Here is a 21574-nt window from a genome sequence, read left to right on the forward strand (position 1 = left end):
GAGTTCGGCCCCCGCCTCCTCCTCGCCCTCGGCCACGTCGAACCAGTTGATGTTGAGGGGCTCCGGGTCGTCGGGGCCGCCCCACCACGCGCCGCGTGCGACGACCTCGCCGTCGCGCAGGGCGACGCGCTTCCAGTCGGGGCGGAAYYGGGTGCGCCGGTGGCCGTCCCGGGCGCCCAGGGGGTCGGGGAGAGCGTCGAAGAGACGGGTGTCGCTCGCGGTGAGCGCGCGGATGACCGGATCGGTCATGGATTCCTCCGGGATACAGGCTGCTCGGCGCGCTCCCGGTCAGAACTCGTGAACCACGCCGGGACAGTGGAAAGGGGGAGCGCTGGAAAGGTGTGAACCGCACGGCACTCGCCTCCTTCCGTCCGTCTCAGGGCGTGGAGCCACACCGTATGTGCTCTTCCGCGGGTCCGTCCAAGGATTTTTGCGGCCCCGGGAAGGAGGGGTTCGCGGGACGACGTGGAGCGCTCCCGAAGGCCTGCGGGGCCTTGATGCTCCGCCCATGGATCGCGATCTTCATGCTCGTCGGGTTGCCTGGCGCCGGTGGTGGCTGGTTCGTGCGCGGGCTCGGTGACGACGCCGCCGAAGGGTCCAGCGGAGACATCGGCCCAGGTCAGGGTCCGGTTGTCGGATTTGCGTGGTGAACAGGCGCTGGATGTCGTGGCAGGTGATCGGGGTCAACTCGTCGGGGGGTGACGTGTTGAATGCGTTCGCGGGCCGCGGTGACGGTGAGGAAGGCGTGGGCCGGCATGGCGAGGGTGACCCAGCGCTTCCAGGAGTGCCAGAGGCGGACCTGGTGTTCGTCCAGTCCGGCCAGGGCCTTGCTGGTCTGGAAGGACTCCTCCACGCTCCAGCGGCGTCCGGCCACCCGGACCAGCTCGTGCAGGGGCACCGGCGTCGGCATGCAGCAGTGGTGGAAGGCGAGTTCACCGGTGTGTCGGCTGCGGCGGATGAGCAGGGAACGCTGCCCTGGCCGGCCGTCGGGCGCCAGGTCGAGCAGGGCCCAGTCGTAGTAGCGGTGGCCCTTGGCGCCGACGTCCGCGGAGATCTTCTGCCAGGCTGGTTCCCCCCGGCCGGACAGCGCCGGTGCCCGCGGACGCCATCCGCCCGCCGCACGGCGACATCGCCGGGACGGTGACGAGCCGCTCAGGCTTGGGGCCGAGATCCCCGTCGTGCTCGACCGAGTGCGCCTGGACTGCCCAGGTCGACAACGTCCTGTTTGTCTCCCTGGCCGAGGAGACCGCGTTCCCGCACGGGAGCGTGGTCACGGGGGTCGTCACAGGGCCGCCCCTTCCCGCGAGCACGAGAAGCCGTTCTATGCCGTCTCCCGATACGCCGCCGCCTCCTCCAGGTCCAGCCGCCGCAGCAGGGTGCGCAGCATCTCGTCGTCGAGGTAGCGGGCGTCGCGGAGTCTGACGAACACGTCACGCTCCGCGCTGATCATCTCCCGCGACAGCCGCCGGTAGGTGTCGTCCACGGACTCCCCGGTGACCGGGTTGGCCTGGCCCAGACGTTCCCAGACGGCGTTGCGGCGGCGCTCCAGGACGGTGCGCAGACGGTCGGCGAGCGGGGCCGGAAGGGCGTTGCGCTCGTCTGACAGGAGCTCTTCCAGCCGCTGCTCGGCGGCCCGCGAGGCCTGCGCCTGGGCGTTGGCCTCCGCGAGGGTCTCGGCCTGGATGTCGCGCCCGGGGATCTTCAGCAGACGGATCAGCGGGGGCAGCGTCAGACCCTGCACCACCAGCGTGCCGATGACCGTGGTGAAGGTCAGGAAGAGCAGCAGGTTGCGCTGCGGGAAGTCGGTGCCGCCGGCGCTGAGCGGGATCGAGAAGGCGATGGCCAGCGAGACCACGCCGCGCATGCCGGCCCATGCGATGACGAACGGAGGCTTCCAGCCGGGGCTCCCTTCGCGTTCCCGGATCCGGGCCGACAGCAGCGGGGGCAGAAGGGCGCCCGGGTACACCCACACGAACCGCGCGACGACGACCACCGCGAAGACGGCCAGCGCGTACCAGACGGCCTCGGCGCCCGCGTACTCCCCGAGCCCCCTGAGGACGATCGGCAGTTGCAGTCCGATGAGCGCGAACACCGCGGCCTCCAGGACGAACGCGACCATCTTCCACACCGCCCCCTCCTGGAGCCGGGTGGCGAAATCGACCTCCCACGCGCGGTGTCCCAGACAGAGCGCGACGACCACGACCGCGATGACCCCGGAGGCGTGCACCTGCTCGGCGGCGGCGTAGGCGACGAACGGGATCAGCAGGGAGAGCGTGTTCTGCAGCAACGCCTCCTTCACATGGGTGCGCAGCCAGTGCAGCGGAATCATCAGCACCAGACCGAACACGAGGCCGCCGAACGCCGCGAGCAGGAACTCGCCGATCCCCCCGGCCCAGGTCGCGCCCTCGCCGACGGCCGCCGCCAAGGCCACCCGGAACGCGGTGATCGCGGTGGCGTCGTTCAGCAGGGACTCGCCCTGGAGGATCGTGGTGATCCGGGACGGCAGTCCGACCCGGCGCGCCACCGCCGTCGCCGCGACCGCGTCCGGCGGGGCCACCACGGCACCGAACACCAGAGCCGCGGTGAGCGACAGTCCCGGTACGAGCAGGTACAGGGCCCAGCCGACGACGAAGGTCGCGAACAGTACGTACCCCACCGACAGCAGCGCGATCGGCCGCAGCTGCGCCCGCAGACCGAGGTAGGAACTGTCGATGGCAGCCGTGTACAGCAGCGGGGGCAGGATGAGCGGAAGGACGATGTGCGGGTCGAGCGTGTAGACGGGCACACCGGGCACGTAGCTGACCGCGAGACCGGCGGCGACCACCAGCAGCGGGGCCGGCACCGGAGTACGTCTGGCGGCGGCGGAGACCGCGGCACTGCCCGCCACCAGCAACAGCAGCGACATCACGTCCATGTCGTGCCCACCCCGAATCTCCGTGCTGTGATCCGTGCAACAGTCGTAATCTGGCCATCATGAAACAGTGCACGCACGCCGACGCGCTGCCGCTCCCGGAACCCGCACCACTCACCGAGACGTGTCCGGAGTGTCTGCGGGACGGCACGGATCCGGTGCAGTTGCGCCTGTGTCTCAGCTGCGGCCACGTCGGCTGCTGCGACTCGTCGCTGGGACGGCACGCGACGGGGCACCACCGGGAAACAGGCCACCCCGTGATACGGACCCATGAGCCCGGAGAGAACTGGCGCTGGTGCTTCGTCGACCAGGTACTCGTGTGACCGGACGGTTCGACCGTCCGACGCCCGGGTACGTCGATCCGGCGCACGCTCTCCCCGTTGATCGTCGACGGTACGCCGGGGGCAGCCCGTGCGAGCCGCCGCCAGGCGCACCGCATGGATCGGTGCCCTCACCTCCCGTACCGCATCGACACAGACGCCGACGCCGAACGGCCCGCGGGCGTCAGGCCAGGGGGTAGGGCGGCGGGGTGCCGCCGAACGCGGGACAGAAGGCCTGATAGCCGCACCAGTCACAGAGTCGGCTCGGGCTGGGTTGCCACTCGCCCGTCGCCACCGCACGCTGGATCGCCGCCCACAGCGCCCGCAGCTTCCGCTCCACCGCCCGCAGGTCCGCCTCGTCCGGGTCATACGTCACCACGTCGCCGCTGCCCAGGTAGACCAGTTGGAGGCGGCGCGGGACCACCCCGCGCCTCCTCCACAGCACCAGGGCGTAGAACTTCATCTGGAACATGGCCCGGTACTCGAAGTCCGGCGGGGGCGCCCTGCCGGTCTTGTAGTCCACCACGCGGACCTCGCCGGTCGGGGCGATGTCCACCCGGTCGATGATCCCGCGCAGCTTGAGACCCGACTCGAGCACCGTCTCCACGTGCAGCTCGCGCCCGGCGGGCTCCAACCGGTTCGGGTCCTCCATCCGGAAGTACTGGTCGAGCAGCTGTTCCGCCTCGGCCAGCCAGGCGGCCAGCGACGCGCCGTCCGCGTCCTCGGGGAAGAGGCCGGCCAGCTCGGGCCGCCTGCCCAGCAGACGTTCCCACTCCGGGCGCAGCAACGCGCGGGCACGGTCCGGAGTGCGCTGCCCGGCCGGCACGTCGAAGAGCCGCTCCAGTACCGCGTGCACCACGGCGCCCCGGGCCGCCGCCTCGCTCGGTGGCTCCGGCAGCTTGTCGATCACCCGCAGCCGGTAGCGCAGCGGGCAGGTCATGAAGTCGTCCGCACGCGACGGCGACAGCGACGACGGCCTCCTCGGGGCGGGGCGAGAGGCCGGGGGCGGGGCCGCGTCCGATGCGGCGGAACTCTCGGACGGAGGCATATTCCGACCCTACGCCGGGTCCTTCTCGAGTCCACCGGAGCGGTTCCGAGGCGGCCGGTCCGGCGGGTCCGGTGGGTTCGGGGCACCGGCCGCACCCGGTGCAGCGGTAGGGCGGGCGATGCACGGTCGTACGGCTCTTGGCGGCCATGGCCTCTCCACTGCAGCGGCTTGTGACCGTCACGACCTTTCTTCGTACACCTGTTCGAGTTATTATGAAGTCCAAGCTTGGCCGGACATATGCAGAAATTCGCATTTCGCCGGCCGGAGCCCACGGAAGATCTCCCCATGTCCGCATCGGGCTTCGCAGGCGCTCCGTCTGCGTCGCGTGATGCGCCCGGAGGGTCCGTCCCGCATCCGCGGGACGGGCTCGCCGCTCGACCAGCGCCAACACGACCCAATGGCACAGGCTTGGCTCGATCATGAAGACTCCACCCGTCGGGGAGGGCGCCGTGCGGGTGCTCGGCGTGGACCCCGGACTGACCCGGTGCGGCCTCGGGGTGGTCGACGGCACCCCCGGACGGCCGCTCATGGTGACGGCCGCCGGCGTCCTCCGCACCCCGGCGGACACGGACCTCGGCCACCGCCTCCTCCTCATCGAGCACGGCATCGAGCGGTGGCTGGACGAGTACCGGCCCGGAGCCGTCGCTGTGGAGCGGGTGTTCAGCCGGAACGACGTGCGCACCGTGAGGGGCACCGCGCAGGCGAGCGCGGTCGCGATCCTGTGCGTGGCCCGGCGCGGCCTGCCCGTCACCTGGCACACCCCCAGCGAGGTGAAGGCGGCCACCGGCAGCGGAGACGCCGGCGAGACCCGGGTCGGCGCCATGGTCACCCGGCTGCTGTGGCTCGACGCCCCGCCCGAGCCGGTCGAGGCGGCCGACGCCCTGGCTCTCGCCATCTGCCACATCTGCCGCGCCCCGGCGCTGAACCGCCCGCAGCGGGCGCACGCCGCCGCCCGCCCCGTTCCGGCACTCGCACGACTTCGGAAGGACACGATCTGATGCTCGCCTTCGTCAGCGGCCCGGTCGCCGCGCTCGCCCCCGACGCCGCGGTCGTCGAGGTCGGCGGCGTCGGCATGGCCGTCCAGTGCACGCCCAACACGCTGTCCGCGCTGCGCGTCGGCGCGCACGCCAGGCTCGCCGTCTCCCTGGTCGTGCGCGAGGACTCGCTCACCCTCTACGGCTTCGCGGACGACGACGAGCGGCAGGTCTTCGAGCTGCTGCAGACCGCCAGCGGCGTCGGGCCGCGCCTGGCCCAGGCCATGCTCGCCGTGCACACCCCGGACGCGCTGCGGCGCGCGGTCGCCCAGGGCGACGAGAAGGCGCTCACCGCCGTGCCCGGCATCGGCAAGAAGGGCGCCCAGAAGCTGTTCCTGGAGCTCGCCGGCCGGCTCGGCGAGCCGACCGGAGCCGCCGAGACCGGCCACCCGGCCGGTGCCGCCGCTCCCGCGCCCTGGAGCGAACAACTGCGCGCGGCGCTCGTCGGCCTCGGGTACTCCGCGCACGAGGCCGAGGGGGCGATCGCGGCCGTCACCCCCGCCGCCGAGGCCGCCGCGGCCGACGGCGCCGCCCCGAAGGTGTCGCAGCTGCTGCGCGCCGCCCTGCGCACCCTGAACCGCGCCCGTTGAGAGGAGTGGACCGCATGACCCGGGACGAAGCCGAAACCGCAGCCCTCATCGGGCGGCTCGTCAGCCCCGCCGCCGCGGAGCGGCTGGTGGGATCTGTCGCCGACGGGGAGGACCAGGCCGTCGAGGCCGCCCTGCGGCCCAAGGACCTGGACGAGTTCATCGGCCAGGAGAAGGTCCGCGAGCAGCTCGACCTGGTGCTGCGCGCCGCCCGCGCGCGGGGCGCCACCGCCGACCACGTGCTGCTGTCCGGGGCCCCCGGCCTGGGCAAGACCACCCTCTCGATGATCATCGCGGCGGAGATGGAGGCCCCCATCCGGATCACCTCCGGGCCCGCCATCCAGCACGCCGGCGACCTGGCGGCGGTCCTGTCCTCCCTCCAGGAGGGCGAGGTGCTGTTCCTCGACGAGATCCACCGGATGTCCCGGCCCGCCGAGGAGATGCTGTACATGGCGATGGAGGACTTCCGCGTCGACGTCATCGTCGGCAAGGGCCYSGGCGCGACCGCCATCCCCCTCGAGCTGCCCCCGTTCACCCTGGTCGGCGCCACCRYSCGGGCGGGCCTGCTGCCGCCCCCGCTGCGCGACCGCTTCGGCTTCACCGCGCACATGGAGTTCTACGAGCCCACCGAGCTGGAGCGGGTCGTGCACCGCTCGGCGGGCCTTTTGGAGGTCGGGATAGAGGCCGACGGCGCCGCCGAGATCGCCGGCCGCTCGCGCGGCACGCCCCGCATCGCCAACCGCCTGCTGCGCCGGGTCCGCGACTACGCCCAGGTCAGGGCCGACGGGAGGATCACCCGGGAGATCGCCACGGCGGCCCTGGCGGTCTACGAGGTCGACGGCCGCGGCCTGGACCGGCTCGACCGCGCGGTGCTCGGCGCGCTGCTCAGGCTGTTCGGCGGCGGCCCGGTCGGCCTGTCCACGCTCGCCGTCGCGGTGGGCGAGGAACGTGAGACCGTCGCGGAGGTGGCCGAGCCGTTCCTGGTGAGGGAGGGCCTGCTCGCCCGTACCCCGCGCGGCCGGATCGCCACGCCCGCCGCGTGGGAGCACTTCGGCCTCGTGCCGCCGTGTCGCTGACGCAGGCGCACTCATTCCGGGACTCGGAACGGCCATATGGTCTCTTGGCTATTTTTTGTGGATGAAGTGTTGATTTTCCCCTCCGGTCGTGCCTAGCGTGGGATTCCAATCGGTTTCGAACAGGTATTCGAACTGAGGCATCGGCCGTGCGGGTGTACGTCTTGCCGGATGAGGACCGTGTCCAGTCCCTCCCCAAGCCCACCCCGAACCGCCGTCGGATGCGCCAGAGGAGAACGGCGTGAACAGCTTCACCTTCACCCCCGCAACCAAGGAGCAGGCCAAGGCCCGCATCGCGCTCACCGGGCCCACCGGGTCGGGCAAGACCTACAGCGCGCTCGTCATCGGCACCGGGATCGGCGACCGGATCGCCCTGATCGACACCGAGCACGGCAGCGCTTCCAAGTACGCCGATGAGTTCGCTTTCGACACCCTCCCGCTCGCGACGTTCGAGCCCCCCGCGCTCGTCGAGGCGCTCGCGGTGGCCGCCCACGAGGGCTACGACGTCGTGATCGTCGACTCGCTCACGCACTTCTGGTCCGGCTCGGGCGGGATGCTGGAGCAGGTCGACAACGCCGCGAAGCGCGTCGCGGGAGGCAACACCTTCGCCGGCTGGAGGGAGGCCCGCCCCCTGGAGCGGGCGATGATCGACGCCCTGCTCGCCTACCCCGGCCATCTCATCGCCACCATGCGTACCAAGACCGAGTACGTCGTGGAGGCGGACGAGCGCGGGCGCAAGGTGCCGCGCAAGGTCGGGCTCAAGCCCGAGCAGCGAGAGGGCATCGAGTACGAGTTCGACATCGTCGGCGACCTCGACCACGAGAACACCCTGGTGATCTCCAAGTCCCGGGCGAAGCCGCTCGCCGGGCTCGTCGTCCGCAAGCCGGATGCGGCGTTCGCCGAGGCCGTCCTGGATTGGCTCAACGCCGGCAAGCCCACCCCGAGCGCGTCCGACTACCTCACGACCGCCACCGCCCCGCACACCACCTACGAGGAACTCCGCGGCCTCTACGAGGAGGCGCGCCGGCACAACCTGCTCGCCGCCGCCGTCCTGGATCCCGCCGGGGGTTCGACCACGCTGGGCGAGCTCATCGTGCGCCGCGGCACCGAAGCGAGGAAAGAGGCCGGAAAGAGGACCGAGCAGACCGAGCAGACCGAGCAGACCGAGCGGAAGGGTGAGGCAGCGTGAACCTCCGGGACCGCGCCACCCGGGTCGTCGTGCTCAGGGTGCTGCGCGACGCGGTGGAGGCCGAGTACCGGGCCGAGCGCCGCGCGGTCCTCGACGGGCTGCGTGCGGCTCGTGCCGAGCTCGCCCTCAAGTCGATGCGGGTGACTCTGCCGGACGACATCCCGATCGCCACCCTCACGCTCATCGACCCCCAGCCGGCGGTCGTGGTCGCCGACGAGGAAGCCTTCACCGCCTGGGTGGCCGCGAACCACCCCGGAGAGGTGGAGACCCTGGTCCGGGTGCGCCCCGCCTGGAAGCGGGAGTTCTTCGGTCGGCTCGCCTGCTTCGACCCGGTCGCCGACCCGCACACCGGCGAGGTGATCCCGGGACTGGCGGTGGCGCCGGCCTCCGAACCGCGTTCGTTCAGCCTGCGGCCCGTGCCCGGCGGAGCGGAACGGGTCGCCCGGGCCTGGCACACCGGCGAGATCGACCTGCGCCGGCTGCTCGCCCTCGGCGGTGGCGAGACGTGATGACCACCGCCACGGCGCGCTCCGACAGGGATCTGCCCGCCACTCTGTGGTTCCTGATCTCACAAGCCGGTCACCTCGGCTGCGGCCGCTGGAGTCTCGGGAGCGACGGGCGGCTGCGCTGCGCCTGCGGGACAGTCCTGTACCTGTACCGGCAGTCGGCGGACGGGGCGGGAAGCGGGGCACCGGATTCACCCGGGACGCACCCCCGCGGAAAGGAGGAACGGATGACGCCGACCGAGACCGCAGAGCTCGCCGGCCTGGTCGCGGCGATGTGCCCGTCGATGCATCTGGAGGAGACCGCGACGGACGCCTGGCACCTCCTGCTCGTCGACCTGGACATCGCCGACACGCGGGAGGCCGTGATCCGGCTGGGCCGCAGGCAGTCCCACATCGACGCCGCCGACATCCGCGCCGAGGTGCACACGATCCGGGAGGAGCGGCTCGCCCGCGACCCACTGCCACTCCCGGAAACCGACCCGGACGACCCGCACCGCTATCGCACGGAACTCCTCGCGATCGTGACCGCGATCGCCTCGGGACAGCGCGTCAAGCGGACACCCGCCGTCCCGGCCCAGCCACCGCCCGCCCCCGTCGGCCGCTCGAAAAGCGACCTCCGCGTCCACGCCCTCCGCGTGCCCTGCCCCTGGTGCGGGGCTGCCGCCGGCCGTCCCTGCACCGTCCCCCGGCTCGGCATCCCGATGCAGAACGCCCCGGCCCACGCTTCGAGACTCATCGCGGCGGGGTCTGTCGAACGAGGGGAACGAGGAGAACGAGAAGAACAAGGTGGAGAACAAGGCGAAAAGGGGCCGGGCAGTGAGCCCGAGGACACCCCGGAACGCCGGCGTTGTCGTCGGACAGCCAACTTCCCCCGTCCGTTCGTGCGTTAGGAGTACCTCTCATGGTCGGCGAGACCGTCGTCACCGTCGTCGGCAACCTGACCGACGACCCCGAAATCCGCACCACCCCGTCCGGCGACGCGGTCACACACTTCACCGTCGCCTCCACGCCCCGCACCTTCGACCGGCAGAGCAACGAGTGGAAGGACGCCGACACGCTGTTCCTGCGCTGCTCGGCCTGGCGGCAGACGGCGGAACACGTCGCCCAGTCCCTGGCGCGCGGCACCCGCGTCATCGTCCAGGGGCGCCTGCACCAGCGGACGTACGAGACCAGGGAAGGCGAGAAGCGGACCGTCATCGAACTGGAGGCCTTGGAGATCGGCCCCTCCCTGCGCTACGCCGCCGCGACGGTCAGCAGGATTCCGCGCGCGGGCGCGCCCGGCGGCACCCTCTTCGACACCGCCCCGCCCGCGCCGAACGACGGGCCGGGGGTTCCCGACGGGGACAAAAGCGCCTCCCGCGAGCACAACAGCCCCACGTTCCCTTTCTGATCCGGGTGAAGCACCGCCGGGTGATCGTCATGAAGGACCTCCCGTCAAGCGGCCAGGCACGGCTCGAGAGCTGGACCCCGGCCGCCGCCATTGGCCTGACCTGCACCGACTGCCATCCCGAATACCGGGGGACCGCCTCCGAAGTCTGGCCGGACAACGGGAGCGAGACGGTCGGCAGCGGGACCTTGCGGATCGCTGCCGTCCCGCCCTCCCCGGTGATGCGGGGACGGATCGTCGGTGCCGGACGGGGCCTTGAAGGAGTGGACCGAGAGCTGCTGTGAACGAACAAGTATCCGATATGTGTGCAGGGGGGCGCACAGGACTCCCAGGGTGGCGACCATGAAAGAACAGGACCGCGAGCAGGCGCTCGAGATCGCCCTCGCCCAGATCGAGAAGCGGTTCGGCCAGGGCTCGGTCATGCGCCTCGGCGACGATCCCTGGGCTCCCATCGAGGTCATCCCGACCAGCTCCCTCGCCCTAGACGTGGCTCTCGGCGTGGGTGGCCTGCCGCGCGGGCGGGTCGTGGAAATCTACGGCCCGGAGATGAGCGGGAAAACCACCATCGCGCTGCACGCCATAGCCAACGTGCAGCGGGCCGGCGGGACCGCGGTGTTCATCGACGCCGAGTACGGCCTCGACATCGAATACGCGAAAAGGCTCGGCGTCGACATCGACCACCTGATCCTGTCCCAGCCGGACAACGGTGAGCAGGCGCTGGAGATCGCCGACACGCTGGTCCGCTCCGGTGCTGTCGACCTCATCGTGATCGACTCCGTCGCGGCGCTGGTGCCGCGTGTGGAGATCGAGGGCGAGATGGGCGACTCCCACGTGGGTCTGCAGGCCCGGCTGATGAGCCAGGCGCTGCGGAAGATCGCCGGTGCGCTCAGCCAGTCGAGGACCACGATGATCTTCATCAACCAGCTCCGCGAGAAGATCGGCGTGATGTTCGGCTCCCCGGAGACCACGACCGGTGGCCGGGCGCTGAAGTTCTACGCCTCGGTGCGCCTCGACATCCGCCGCATCGAGACGCTCAAGAGCGGCACCGAGGCGGTCGGCAACCGCACCCGCTGCAAGGTCGTCAAGAACAAGATCGCGCCGCCCTTCAAGCAGGCCGAGTTCGACATCCTCTACGGCCAGGGCATCAGCCGTGAGGGCGGCCTGATCGACATGGGCATCGAGCACGGCTTCGTCCGCAAGGCCGGTGCCTGGTACACCTACGAGGGCGACCAGCTCGGCCAGGGCAAGGAGAACGCCCGCAACTTCCTCAAGGACAACCCCGACCTCGCCAACGAGATCGAGAAGAAGATCCTGGAGAAGCTCGGTATCGGGGTGCGGCCGGAGGCTCCGGTGGCGGAGCCCGGCGCCGACGCCGTCCCCGCCGGCTCCATCGGCCTCACGACGACGCCGGCCGCGACCACTACGCCGCCGACAACGGCATGGACGTGACCACCGTGCTCAACGTCGCGTGCGTGCTCAACGTCGCGTGGCCGCCGATCATGCCACGCCGGCCGACCTCGACCAGGATTGAGCGGGTGTCGAGCCCGTAACCTCCGGCCGCCGCCTCGGCGTGGCGCAGGAAGCCGGAGTGCACGCCCGCGTACCCGAGGCTCAGCGTCTCCCGGACCTCGCGGTCCTGCAGCGGCCGTGCCAGGTCGTCGGCCGCGTCCATAGCGGGAACGACTCGCAACCGTGGTGCCGGCCCATCAGGGTGGAACGCGTCCACGGACACGGCGCGCTCCGGTTGCCCTCTCACGTCGGCGCCTCCTGCCGCTGAACTGCATTGCCGCGGCCGTCTTCGCCGGGGGAGAGGCGGTCGCCGCGCTGTCCGGCGCGCGGTTCCGGTGGCGCGCTTCAGGCCCGCCCGACTCGCCTCCGCGGTCCGCGCGCACGGCTGCCCTGGGCCTCTCCCGCACCCTGCGCGGCGGCGCGTAGCCGCACGTGCCGCGGCGGGACGCCTGGCCGAGGCACGGCCCGCCTCCGTGTGGTCGAATCGTTCGTGGAGGGAAAACTAGAACATGCCGAGAGCATGACGAGATCACGGAGTGGGCCCGGAGCCGACCGTGCACCGCGCCCGCCTCGCGGTGGCCGGGGTCCGGGCGGCCACCGGTGACAGCAGTGCCACCCGCGCCGAGGAGACACCCATGAGTGACCGCGCCCCCGTCGCGCCGGCCGGCCTCGACGGCATCCGCACCCACCTCGAGGAGGTCTACCAGGACCTGCACCGGCACCCCGAACTCGGACTGCGGGAGCACCGCACCGCGGGGAAGGTGTCCGGGGCCCTGCGGTCGTTCGGCTACGAGGTCACCGACGGCGTCGGCGGGACCGGGGTGATCGGGGTCCTGGAGAACGGGGACGGCCCGACCGTCATGGCGCGTGCCGACATGGACGCCCTCCCGGTGCGGGAACAGACCGGCCTGCCCTACGCCTCCACCGCGACCGTGCCCGCCCCGGACGGCACCGAGCAGCCCGTCATGCACGCCTGCGGACACGACATGCACGTGACCTGCCTGCTCGGCTGCGCGCGGCTGCTGGCCGAGGGCCGCGACACCTGGCGGGGCACCCTCGTGGCGCTCTTCCAGCCCTCGGAGGAGAACGGCGACGGAGCCGACGCCATGATCGCCGACGGGCTGACGTCCAGGTCGCCCCGGCCCGACGTGGTGCTGGCCCAGCACGTGCTGCCCTATCCGGCCGGATACGTCGGCACCCGCCCCGGGCCGTTCCTGTCGGCGGCCGACAGCCTGCGCATCACCGTCCACGGACGGGGGGCGCACGGTTCCATGCCCCAGGCCGCGGTGGACCCCGTCGTGCTGGCCGCGATGATCGTCGTACGCCTGCAGACCGTCGTCTCCCGGGAACTGGCCGCCACGACCCCGGCCGTGGYCACGGTCGGCAGCATCCACGCGGGCACCGGCCCCAACGTCATTCCCGACAGCGCCGTCATCGAGCTCAACGTGCGCACCTACGACGACGCCACGCGCCGCCACGTCCTGGACGCGATCACCCGGATCGTCCGTGCCGAGTGCGCGGCGTCCCGCTCGCCCGGGGAGCCCGAGATCGAGCGGACCACCTCCTTCCCGCCCACCGTCAACGACGAGGCGGCGACCCGGAGGGTCGCCGAGGCGTTCGCCGCGCACTTCGGAAAGGACGCGCACACCATCGACCTGCAGACCGCGAGCGAGGACATGAGTGAGATCCCCGGGGCGTTCGGCGTGCCGTTCACCTACTGGGGCATCGGATGCGTCGACCCCGCCCGCTACGCCGAGGCCGCCCGCAGGGGCACCCTCGACCAGGACATCCCCGTCAACCACAGCCCCGCCTTCGCCCCCCTCGTCCAGCCCACCCTGGACACCGGCGTCCGCGCCCTGACCGTGGCCGCCCTCGCCTGGCTCGGCACCTGAGCCGTCAGTGGCGGCCCGGCCCGCCGCTGCCGAACCCGCCGCTGCCGCCCTCCTCCCAGCGGGGCCGGTCCTGGGAGGTGCCGGTGCGGCTGCCGGAGCTGCCGCCGTGCAGGTCGTGCGGCAGCAGGCGGTCCTCGCTCCGGGGCATCTCGTCGGGCTCCCGGCGTTCACGGGCCTCACGCACCGGGCCGCCCTCGGGCATCCGGGGCTGTTCATCGGGGCGCGGCCTGGGCGAGTCCCCGCGCCTGACCCGGCGGCTGCCGACCGTGAACAGGCTGATCAGCAGGCCCACGACCAGCACGGCCACCACCAGCCCGATGCCGATGGTGCCGCGGCTCGCGGCGAGGTCGGCCGACTCGGCCCGGGAGGTGTGCATCAGGGTGTTCACCGCAGTACTCAACATGGCTCCCGAGTGCCCAGGGCTCGCCCGCCGAACCCTTCGGACGGGCCACGGGGCGTCCCCGTGGGGGCCGCGGTGAGGGACGGACGACGAACCCTGGAGTGCGGCGGGTTTGACCGCCCGCGGCCAGGGCTACCCGCGCGGCGTGACGACGACATCGCAGCAGGAGCTGTTCCAGTTCCTCGAGGACCGTTTCGCCTGTGCGCAGGCGTGCACGGAGTGCGCGCGGGCCTGCGCGGTGCGGGCGAGCCTCGTGGACCCGGACAGCGGCAGCAACCAGGAACTCGTGCGGCGCAGGGGCATCATGTGCGCGGAGGTGTGCGACGCGACGTGCCGTGTGCTGTCCGAGGACAGTCAGGTGGACGAAACGACCATCCGGCTCCAGGTGGAGTGGTGCCGGCAGGTGTGCCTGGAGGGCGCGCACGTCTTCGACGGGCACTCCGGTGCGGAGCGCACGGCCGAGGCGTGCCGGGCCTGCGCGCGTGCCTGCACGGACTTCCTCACCACGTTGAACTGACGGCGAGGACGCTCTCCAGGAAGCGTGCCCCTCGACGGAGCGTGCTCTTCGTCGAGGGGCTGCTTCATCGGGCGCAGACCTGGTGAGGGCGCCTCGGTGGGGTGATCTCCGGGGTTTGCCGGTGCGGTCGGCCCGGCGGACTTCTGGAGATCACTCCTCGGTCTTCCTAATTACCGGGGGTGAGCGGCCGAGGTACTGCTGTGCGTCTCCCCTGAGGAGGAGCTGTTCGGCGGTCGGGTCGAGGAAGCCGGCCTTCTTGCCGCCGGCGCCTACGGGGCGTTCGCCGAGTGGGCGGGGGTTCCCGGATCGGGCCCACCCTGTGGGCCGGTGCGGACCCAGAACCTCGAGCGCGGGCACCGGAGTGACGCAGGCGATGCGGGTGAGGACGTCCTGGGTGAACACCTGGTACCTGCGCGACCTGCGCTCGCCGTTCGGTGGCGCCGGCCTGTCGGTATCGGCCGCGAGGGCGGGCGGCACCCGCGGCACTTTCGCACTCGACCGACCGGCGTCTGCGTTCAGCTGTGACCGTGGCGGGGACGGGAGAGACCATGACCGACCGCAGGGTGCCGGCCGCCCGCCTCGACGAGGCGGTGCGCACCGCGGCGCCGATTCCTCAGCTCACCGCGTCCACGGCGACCCGCTGGCCGCCGTGGACGCGGTGGAGCCGGCCCTGGAGATCATCGACAGCCGCTACCGCGACTTCCGGTTCAGCCTGGCCGACGTGGTCGCCGACAACACCTCGGCGTGCGCCTTCGTGATCGGGCCGTGGCAGCAGCCGGGCCCGGTCGATCCGGCCGATCTCGCGTTAGGCCTGCACGTGGACGGCGAGACGGTGGCGACCGGTTCGTCGGCCGACATCCTCGGTCACCCGGAACGGGCGCTGGAAGCGATCAAGCGGATGGCCCGGCTGCACGGGATCGCGCTGCCGGCGGGTGCCGTCGTGCCGGCGGGTGCGGCCACGGCCGCCGCCCCGCTCACCGCGGGGGCGGAGGTCGTCGCCACGGTCGGCGACCCGGGCAGGGTGTCGGTGCGCACCGCCGGTACGGCGCGGATGCCCTCGGACGCGTGAAGAGGGGGCCGGGGCGGATGTGGACGGAGCCGGGAGCCCGGCGGCCGCTGCGGTCGCCGGGCTCCCGCTTCTCGGGACGGCAGGACGCTGGGACCGCCGCCGCACCGGGCGCCCCGGAGGAGGGGCGCGCCGCAAGAGGGGTGGGCACCGTACAAAATCGGGCGAGACATCGCCATACTGGACGGGCCAGGGGAGGGCGCGTTGGACATCGACGGGGGCGGGAGATGGGGGACAGCAGGCTGATCCATGGCCGGTACCGGCTGCTCGATCCGATCGGGCGGGGCGGCATGGGGGAGGTGTGGCGGGCACGCGACGAGTCACTCGGCAGACAGGTCGCCGTGAAGTGCCTCAAACCACTGAACGCCCACCACGACCACGCCTTCAGCCGGGTACTGCGTGAGCGGTTCCGGCGGGAGGCCCGGGTGGCGGCGTCCCTGCAGCACCGCGGGATCACCGTCGTGCACGACTTCGGCGAGTCCGACGGAGTGCTGTATCTGGTGATGGAGCTGCTGCAGGGACGTGACCTCAGCCGGCTCCTGGAGGACAACAAGCAGCACCCGCTGCCGGTCGACGAGGTCGTGGAGATCGCCGAGCAGGTAGCCGCCGCCCTCGCGTACACCCATGACCAGGGCATCGTGCACCGGGACCTGAAGCCCGCCAACATCGTGCGGATCGCCGACGGCACCGTGAAGATCTGCGACTTCGGCATAGCCCGCCTCGGTCACGACATCGGATTCACGTCCCGGCTGACCGGCACCGGCGTCGCGATGGGCACGCCGCACTACATGTCGCCGGAGCAGATCAGCGGCACCGAGGTCGACCGGCGCAGCGACCTGTACTCCTTCGGCTGCGTGCTCTACGAGATCGCCACCGGGGTGCCCCCGTTCGACCTCGACGACGCGTGGGCGATCCTCGTCGGCCACCGTGACACCCCGCCCCGGCCGCCGCGCGGCCACCGTGCCGAACTGCCCGAGCGGCTGGAGCGGATCATCCTCGACCTGCTGGCCAAGGACCCGGGCCGGCGCCCCGACAGCGCACGCGAACTGGCCCGCCGGATCGGCGCACTGCGGGCCGCGCCGACGCGGCTGCCGGTGCCGGCCGCGGTGACGGCCTGGCCGGAGCCCGCGGGCCCGACCGGTGCGGGCGAACGTGTGGCCCTGCCGCCCCCGGCGGACCCGGCGCCCGAGCCGGTGGCGGGTGCGCCGCGGCTGCCGTCCTGGACCCGCGGCATGACCGGCGGCCGCAAGGCGGTCGCCGCCGGAGCGCGCACCACGCCCCCGGATCCGGCGGCCGGGCTGTCCGGCGAGTGGATCGCCCGCCCCGCGACCGGCCGTGCCGAGCCGCCCCCGCAGGGGGAGCGGCCCGCCCCGTCGCCGGAAGCCCTGACCGCCCTGGCCGGCCGGCACAACGCGGGCCTGAGCCTCGGCCGCCTCGACCGCTGGACGGAGGCGGGGGAGGTGCACCGCGCGGTCGCCGCGGAACGCGAACACCTCCTCGGCCCGGACCACCCCGACACCCTCGCCAGCCGCTACGAGGTCGCCTTCACCCTCAGCCGCACCGGCCGCGCCGCCGACGCGCTGCGCGCGTACAAGCACGTGGCCGAGGCCCGTATCCGCGCGCTCGGGTCCGACCACCCCGACACCCTGGCCGCCCGTCAGGAAATGGCGTACGTCATGGCCCAGTTGGGCCGGCCCTTCGACGCCCACCAGGTCTATCTGTCAGTGCTCTCGGCCCGCGAGCGCACCATGGGGGCCGAGCATCCCGACACCCTGCGCTGCCGGCACAACCTCGCCTTCAACCTCTCCAGGCTCGGCCGCCTGGAGGACTCGTACAGCATGGCGTGCGAAGTGGCCGCCGCCCGCGCCCGGGTGCTCGGCCCCGACCATCCGGACACCCTGGTCACCCGCTACGAAGTCGCCTACACGCTCGGGCAGTTGGGCCGGTGGGCGGAGGCTCTGGAGACTTACCGCGAGGTCGCCGGAGCCCGCGCGCGGGTTCTCGGCCCGGACCACCCCGACACGCTCGCCGCCCGCTACGAGACCGGCATCGGCCTGGGCCGGCTCGGCCACACCGCACAGGCCCTCGACCTCTACCGCGGCCTGGTCGACGACCGCACCCGGGTCCAGGGCCCCGCCCATCCCGAGACCCTGCGCGCCCGGCACGGTCTGGGCGTCAACCTCGGCCGGCTCGGCCGCTGGGCGGAGGCCCTCGCCGAATCCCGCGCGGTGTGCGCCCTGCGCGAGGGGGTGCTCGGCGCCGACCACCCGGACACCCTGGTCAGCCGCCGCGAGGTCGCCGTCGGTCTGGGCTGGCTGGGCCGCTGGGCGGAAGCGCTCACCGAGTACCGCAGGGTGGCCGCCGGCCGAGAACGCGTCCTCGGCGCGGACCACCCCGACACCCTCACCGCCCGCGACGACGAGGCCCGCTGCCTGGAGCAGCTCGGCCACGGCGCCGCGGCCGCCGCGTTGCACCGCGAGGTGGCGGGACTGCGACGGCAGCGGGCCGCGGGCGGAGCCTGACGGCACGGCGGGGCGGCGCGACGCCGTGGCCGAAGGGGCCCGCTGCCTGGTCGGCGCGGATCCGCACGTGCTACGAAGAACCACATGAGCGCAGACGAGGGAACCCGGACGTACGACGCCGTCATCGTCGGCGGAGGCCACAACGGTCTCGTCGCCGCCGCCTATCTGGCCCGAGCGGGACGCTCCGTCCTGGTGCTGGAGCGGCTGGACCACACGGGCGGGGCAGCGGTGTCCACCCGGCCGTTCGCCGGTGTCGACGCACGGCTGTCCCGGTACTCGTACCTGGTCAGCCTGCTGCCCCGGAAGATCGTCCAGGACCTGGGGCTCGACTTCCGGGTACGCTCCCGCACCATCTCCTCCTACACCCCCGTCGAACGCGACGGGCGGCCCACCGGGCTGCTCGTCGGCGGCGGCGAGCGGCGCACCCGCGAGGCGTTCGCCCGCCTCACCGGATCCGACCGTGAGTACCGGGCCTGGCAGCGTTTCTACGGCATGACCGGCCGTGTCGCCGAGCGGGTCTTCCCCACCCTCACCGGGCCGCTGCCCACCCGCGAGGAGCTGCGTGACGCGATCGACGACGAGGAGGCCTGGCGGACCCTGTTCGAGGAACCGATCGGTGTCGCCGTCGAGGAGCGCTTCACCGACGACCTCGTGCGGGGTGTGGTCCTCACCGACGCCCTCATCGGTACCTTCGCCGACGCCCACGACCCCACGCTCCAGCAGAACCGCTGCTTCCTCTACCACGTCATCGGCGGTGGCACCGGCGACTGGGACGTGCCGGTCGGCGGCATGGGAGCCCTCACCGACGCGCTGGCCGCCGCCGCGCGCGACGCGGGCGCCGTCATCGCCACCGGTCACGAGGCGGTACGGATCGACACGGACGGACGCACGGCCGAGGTCATCCACCGCACGGCCGACGGCGAGGGGGTCGCCGCCGCCCGGCACGTCCTGGTGAACGCCTCCCCGCGGGAACTGGCGGCGCTGACCGGCGACACACCCCCCGCCCCGGTCGAGGGCGCCCAGCTCAAGGTGAACATGCTGCTCAAGCGGTTGCCCAGGCTGCGCGACAGTTCCGTCGACCCGCGTGAGGCGTTCGCCGGGACCTTCCACATCGCCGAGGGATACGGGCAACTGGCCGCCGCGCACGCGCAGGCCGCCGCCGGTGAACTGCCCGCCGCGCCGCCCTCCGAGATCTACTGCCACTCGCTCACCGACCCGACGATCCTCGGCCCGGACCTCGCCGCACAGGGCTACCAGACGCTCACCCTCTTCGGCCTGCACACCCCGGCCCGGCTGTTCGAACGGGACAACGACGCCGTGCGGGAAGAGCTGTTGAAGTCGACGCTCGCCCAGCTCGACGCCCATCTGGCCGAACCGCTCGCCGACTGCCTGGCGACCGACGCGGACGGGCGTCCGTGTCTGGAGGCGAAGACCCCGCTGGACCTGGACCGCGACCTCGGGCTGCCCGGCGGGAACATCTTCCACCGCGAGCTGTCCTGGCCCTACGCCCAGGACGGCACCGGCCGGTGGGGCGTGGAGACCCGGCACGCCAACGTCCTGCTGTGCGGTGCGGGCGCGGTGCGCGGCGGCGGGGTGAGCGGGGTGCCGGGGCACAACGCGGCCATGGCGGTCCTGGAGGCGGGCTGACGGGCCGGGGCCGAGGGGGAGGACCGGCGGAGGGCGGCCGGGTATCAGTCGGCCGACCGGCTCCACCCCACGGCCCGGACGCGTGCCGCGTCCGCCGGGCGAGCCTCGTCGAAGAGCACGCCGTCACCGGTCGCGACGCGCATCCCGTCGACGTACGCACCGCGTCCGACGTACAGCCGGTCCGTCGCGTAGCGCCAGCGCAGGGTGAGGCCCCGTACGGCGGGCAGGCCGGCGGTGAGCCCGTGCCAGACACGGCCCGACCAGCCGGTGGCGGCGCCCGAGGGATGCCGCTCCGGCTCCCCGCCCCGGCGTTCCGTGGTGAACGGCACCGGCTGCCAGCTCGCGCCGCCGTCCACCGTGGCCTCCAGGGTGAGGACGTCGGAGCGCGGTTCGGTGTCCCACCACAGGGCGCAGCGCAGCCGCGCGCCGCCGGACGACGTGTCGACTGCGGGCAGGGTGAGGGTCGCCGTCGCCGAACTCGCCATCCCGGAGAACCAGGCCGTGCGTCCCTGCGCCGGGCGGACCGGGACCGCGCGGGCCAACCGGTTCGCGGCGGCCACGCGGGGAGCCGATCCCGAACGCCAACTGCGTACGGGATGAACCGAGTTGCCGAGCAAGACGAGGAACGAGTCGGTGGTCGGATCGAGCACCAGCGCGGTGCCGGTGAAGCCGGTGTGGCCCGCCGTGCGCGGGGTGGCCATCGCGCCCATGTACCAGTGCTGGTACAGCTCGAAGCCCAGGCCGTGCTCGTCCCCGGGGAAGTCGGTGTTGAAATCGGTGAACATCAGGTCCACCGACTCCGGTCTCAGCACGCGAGCCCGGCCGTAGCGGCCGCCGTTGAGCAGGGTCCGCCCGAGCACGGCCAGGTCCCAGGCGCACGAGAACACGCCCGCGTGGCCCGCGACCCCGCCCAGGCTGTAGGCGTTCTCGTCGTGCACCTCGCCCCACACCAGCCCCCGGTCGAGACCGGACCAGGGCAGGCGGGCGTCCTCGGTGGCGGCGATCCGCGGCTTCCAGGAGGCGGGCGGGTTGTAGCGGGTGCGTCGCATGCCCAGCGGGCCGGTGACCTCGTCATGGAGCAGGACGTCCAGGGGGCGGCCCGTGACCTTCTCCAGCACCAGCTGGAGCGAGATCAGGTTCAGGTCCGAGTACGAGTATGCCGTGCCCGGAGGGCTGACCGGCGCCTCGTCGAGGACGAGGCGGACGCGCTCCTCGTACGTGGGCGCGCTGTAGAGCGGGATCCAGGGACGGAAACCCGAAGTGTGCGTGAGAAGTTGGCGAACCGTCACATTCGCCTTGCCGGCGTTGCCGAAGTCCGGCAGGTACGAGGCGACGGTCGCCTCCAGCTCCAGGGCGCCCCGTTCGATCTGCTGCACGGCGAGGATCGAGGTGAACAGCTTCGACACCGAGGCCAGGTCGAAGACGGTGTCCTCGGCCATGGGGATCTGCCGGTCCGCCGGGAACTCGACGCCGGTGTCGGTCTTCTCGTCGTACGCCTGGTAGCGCACGGCCATGCCGATGGGCCGGTGGAGTGCGACGGTGCCGCCGCGTCCGGCGAGCAGCACGGCGCCCGCGTACCAGGGGTGTTCGGGGGACGGACCGAGGAACGCCTCGGCGTCGGTGACGAGTTGGCTCAGATGCTCCGCGAGCAGGCCGGCCTGCCGGGCCGATCCGTGCCGCAGGGTCGGGCGTCCGCTGCCCGCCGCCGACGGCGAGGCCGCTGCCGCGGGGCCGGCCGGGAGGGAGGCGAAGGCCAGGGCGCCGCCCAAAGCCAGTGCGCGTCCGCCGAGCTGCCGGCGGGTGAGACCGCTCGACCCTGCGTCCGTCATGGGGGTTCCTCCCGTGTCGTGGCCGCGGGCGGCCTGAAAGAATCTTTCGGGGATCGCCTTGCGGGGTGAAACTTTCCTGTCAGGTGCGGGATGTGTCAATGGGGCGTGCGCGGTCGCGGGAGAAGTCGAAGTCCTTG

The 21574-nt window shown here is 72.6% G+C and carries 21 protein-coding genes and 3 pseudogenes; 16 read left to right on the plus strand and 8 right to left on the minus strand.

Translation table 11 applies throughout. The features are described 5' to 3' along the window. From DIZ27_RS26010 to DIZ27_RS26020, 3 genes and pseudogenes are all read right to left on the minus strand, one after another. Positions 1-249, minus strand: a pseudogene (locus tag DIZ27_RS26010) (GNAT family N-acetyltransferase); the annotation flags it as partial. A gap of 370 nt (positions 250-619) precedes the next feature. Next, positions 620-910 (minus strand): hypothetical protein, encoded by a 291-nt coding sequence (locus DIZ27_RS48815; RefSeq protein ID WP_181383700.1) that lies wholly within the window; start codon positions 908-910, stop codon positions 620-622. Positions 911-1321: 411 nt separating this feature from the next. After that, complete coding sequence (locus DIZ27_RS26020) at positions 1322-2914, minus strand: Na+/H+ antiporter (RefSeq protein WP_109380884.1); 1593 nt, start codon at positions 2912-2914, stop codon at positions 1322-1324. 59 nt (positions 2915-2973) lie between these two features. Between DIZ27_RS26020 and DIZ27_RS26025 the strand changes: the two genes are divergently transcribed. Continuing rightward, positions 2974-3234 carry a UBP-type zinc finger domain-containing protein gene (locus tag DIZ27_RS26025; protein WP_109380885.1) on the plus strand — a complete coding sequence of 87 codons (261 nt, stop codon included), beginning with the start codon at positions 2974-2976 and terminating at the stop codon, positions 3232-3234. A 181-nt stretch (positions 3235-3415) separates the two neighbouring features. Here the strand turns inward: DIZ27_RS26025 and DIZ27_RS26030 are convergent, their stop codons facing one another. After that, positions 3416-4279, minus strand: a complete 864-nt coding sequence (locus DIZ27_RS26030; RefSeq protein ID WP_109380886.1) for a RecB family exonuclease — start codon at positions 4277-4279, stop codon at positions 3416-3418. A gap of 449 nt (positions 4280-4728) precedes the next feature. Here DIZ27_RS26030 and DIZ27_RS26035 point away from each other — a divergent pair, with 449 nt between their 5' ends. From DIZ27_RS26035 to recA, 9 genes are all read left to right on the plus strand, one after another. Then, positions 4729-5277: a crossover junction endodeoxyribonuclease RuvC gene (locus DIZ27_RS26035; RefSeq protein WP_109380887.1), complete on the plus strand. Its 549-nt coding sequence runs from the start codon at positions 4729-4731 to the stop codon at positions 5275-5277. Then, positions 5277-5903 (plus strand): Holliday junction branch migration protein RuvA, encoded by a 627-nt coding sequence (gene ruvA, locus DIZ27_RS26040; RefSeq protein ID WP_109380888.1) that lies wholly within the window; start codon positions 5277-5279, stop codon positions 5901-5903. Before DIZ27_RS26035 ends, ruvA begins: the two co-directional genes overlap by 1 nt. A 14-nt stretch (positions 5904-5917) precedes the next feature. Then, positions 5918-6976, plus strand: coding sequence for a Holliday junction branch migration DNA helicase RuvB (gene ruvB / locus DIZ27_RS26045; protein ID WP_109380889.1), 1059 nt, complete (start codon positions 5918-5920; stop codon positions 6974-6976). 238 nt (positions 6977-7214) lie between these two features. Next, positions 7215-8162: an ATP-binding protein gene (locus DIZ27_RS26050; RefSeq protein ID WP_109380890.1), complete on the plus strand. Its 948-nt coding sequence runs from the start codon at positions 7215-7217 to the stop codon at positions 8160-8162. Then, entirely contained in the window at positions 8159-8671 is a 513-nt protein-coding gene (locus DIZ27_RS26055) for a hypothetical protein (RefSeq protein WP_109380891.1), read from the plus strand. Before DIZ27_RS26050 ends, DIZ27_RS26055 begins: the two co-directional genes overlap by 4 nt. Positions 8672-8895: 224 nt before the next feature. After that, the gene (locus tag DIZ27_RS26060) at positions 8896-9558 is read left to right on the plus strand and encodes a hypothetical protein (RefSeq protein WP_109380892.1); all 663 of its coding nucleotides are present in this window, start codon (positions 8896-8898) and stop codon (positions 9556-9558) included. A gap of 11 nt (positions 9559-9569) precedes the next feature. After that, positions 9570-10058 (plus strand): single-stranded DNA-binding protein, encoded by a 489-nt coding sequence (locus tag DIZ27_RS26065; protein WP_109380893.1) that lies wholly within the window; start codon positions 9570-9572, stop codon positions 10056-10058. 29 nt (positions 10059-10087) lie between these two features. Beyond that, entirely contained in the window at positions 10088-10339 is a 252-nt protein-coding gene (locus DIZ27_RS26070) for a hypothetical protein (protein WP_146228991.1), read from the plus strand. A 58-nt stretch (positions 10340-10397) separates the two neighbouring features. Next, positions 10398-11504, plus strand: a complete 1107-nt coding sequence (gene recA / locus DIZ27_RS26075; protein WP_109380970.1) for a recombinase RecA — start codon at positions 10398-10400, stop codon at positions 11502-11504. Here the strand turns inward: recA and DIZ27_RS26080 are convergent. Further along, positions 11476-11765: pseudogene (locus DIZ27_RS26080) on the minus strand (4-hydroxy-2-oxovalerate aldolase); the annotation flags it as partial. The gene recA and the pseudogene DIZ27_RS26080 sit on opposite strands and share 29 nt — an antisense overlap. A 63-nt stretch (positions 11766-11828) precedes the next feature. On the opposite strand from DIZ27_RS26080, the pseudogene DIZ27_RS48820 reads away from it, so the two are divergent. Then, a pseudogene (locus tag DIZ27_RS48820) lies at positions 11829-11990 on the plus strand (IclR family transcriptional regulator); the annotation flags it as partial. Positions 11991-12199: 209 nt separating this feature from the next. After that, on the plus strand, positions 12200-13456 hold the full coding sequence (locus DIZ27_RS26090) for a M20 family metallopeptidase (RefSeq protein ID WP_109380971.1): 1257 nt from the start codon (positions 12200-12202) through the stop codon (positions 13454-13456). Between the two features lie 4 nt (positions 13457-13460). Here the strand turns inward: DIZ27_RS26090 and DIZ27_RS26095 are convergent, their stop codons facing one another. Continuing rightward, positions 13461-13832 (minus strand): DUF6479 family protein, encoded by a 372-nt coding sequence (locus DIZ27_RS26095; RefSeq protein WP_109380972.1) that lies wholly within the window; start codon positions 13830-13832, stop codon positions 13461-13463. 169 nt (positions 13833-14001) lie between these two features. Here DIZ27_RS26095 and DIZ27_RS26100 point away from each other — a divergent pair, with 169 nt between their 5' ends. Further along, complete coding sequence (locus DIZ27_RS26100) at positions 14002-14373, plus strand: ferredoxin (RefSeq protein WP_109380973.1); 372 nt, start codon at positions 14002-14004, stop codon at positions 14371-14373. A gap of 150 nt (positions 14374-14523) precedes the next feature. Here DIZ27_RS26100 and DIZ27_RS45920 read toward each other — a convergent pair whose 3' ends face one another. Beyond that, positions 14524-14775, minus strand: a complete 252-nt coding sequence (locus DIZ27_RS45920) for a hypothetical protein (protein ID WP_181383701.1) — start codon at positions 14773-14775, stop codon at positions 14524-14526. 247 nt (positions 14776-15022) lie between these two features. Here DIZ27_RS45920 and DIZ27_RS26110 point away from each other — a divergent pair, with 247 nt between their 5' ends. From DIZ27_RS26110 to DIZ27_RS26125, 3 genes are all read left to right on the plus strand, one after another. Beyond that, the gene (locus DIZ27_RS26110) at positions 15023-15442 is read left to right on the plus strand and encodes a fumarylacetoacetate hydrolase family protein (protein ID WP_109380895.1); all 420 of its coding nucleotides are present in this window, start codon (positions 15023-15025) and stop codon (positions 15440-15442) included. Between the two features lie 224 nt (positions 15443-15666). After that, on the plus strand, positions 15667-17961 hold the full coding sequence (locus tag DIZ27_RS26120; protein ID WP_109380896.1) for a serine/threonine-protein kinase: 2295 nt from the start codon (positions 15667-15669) through the stop codon (positions 17959-17961). 84 nt (positions 17962-18045) lie between these two features. Continuing rightward, on the plus strand, positions 18046-19608 hold the full coding sequence (locus DIZ27_RS26125) for an NAD(P)/FAD-dependent oxidoreductase (protein ID WP_109380897.1): 1563 nt from the start codon (positions 18046-18048) through the stop codon (positions 19606-19608). 44 nt (positions 19609-19652) lie between these two features. Here DIZ27_RS26125 and DIZ27_RS26130 read toward each other — a convergent pair whose 3' ends face one another. After that, complete coding sequence (locus tag DIZ27_RS26130; RefSeq protein WP_109380898.1) at positions 19653-21437, minus strand: serine hydrolase domain-containing protein; 1785 nt, start codon at positions 21435-21437, stop codon at positions 19653-19655. Between the last annotated feature and the right edge of the window lie 137 nt (positions 21438-21574).

This window comes from Streptomyces sp. NWU339, from assembly GCF_003143855.1.
Taxonomy (GTDB): Bacteria; Actinomycetota; Actinomycetes; order Streptomycetales; family Streptomycetaceae; genus Streptomyces.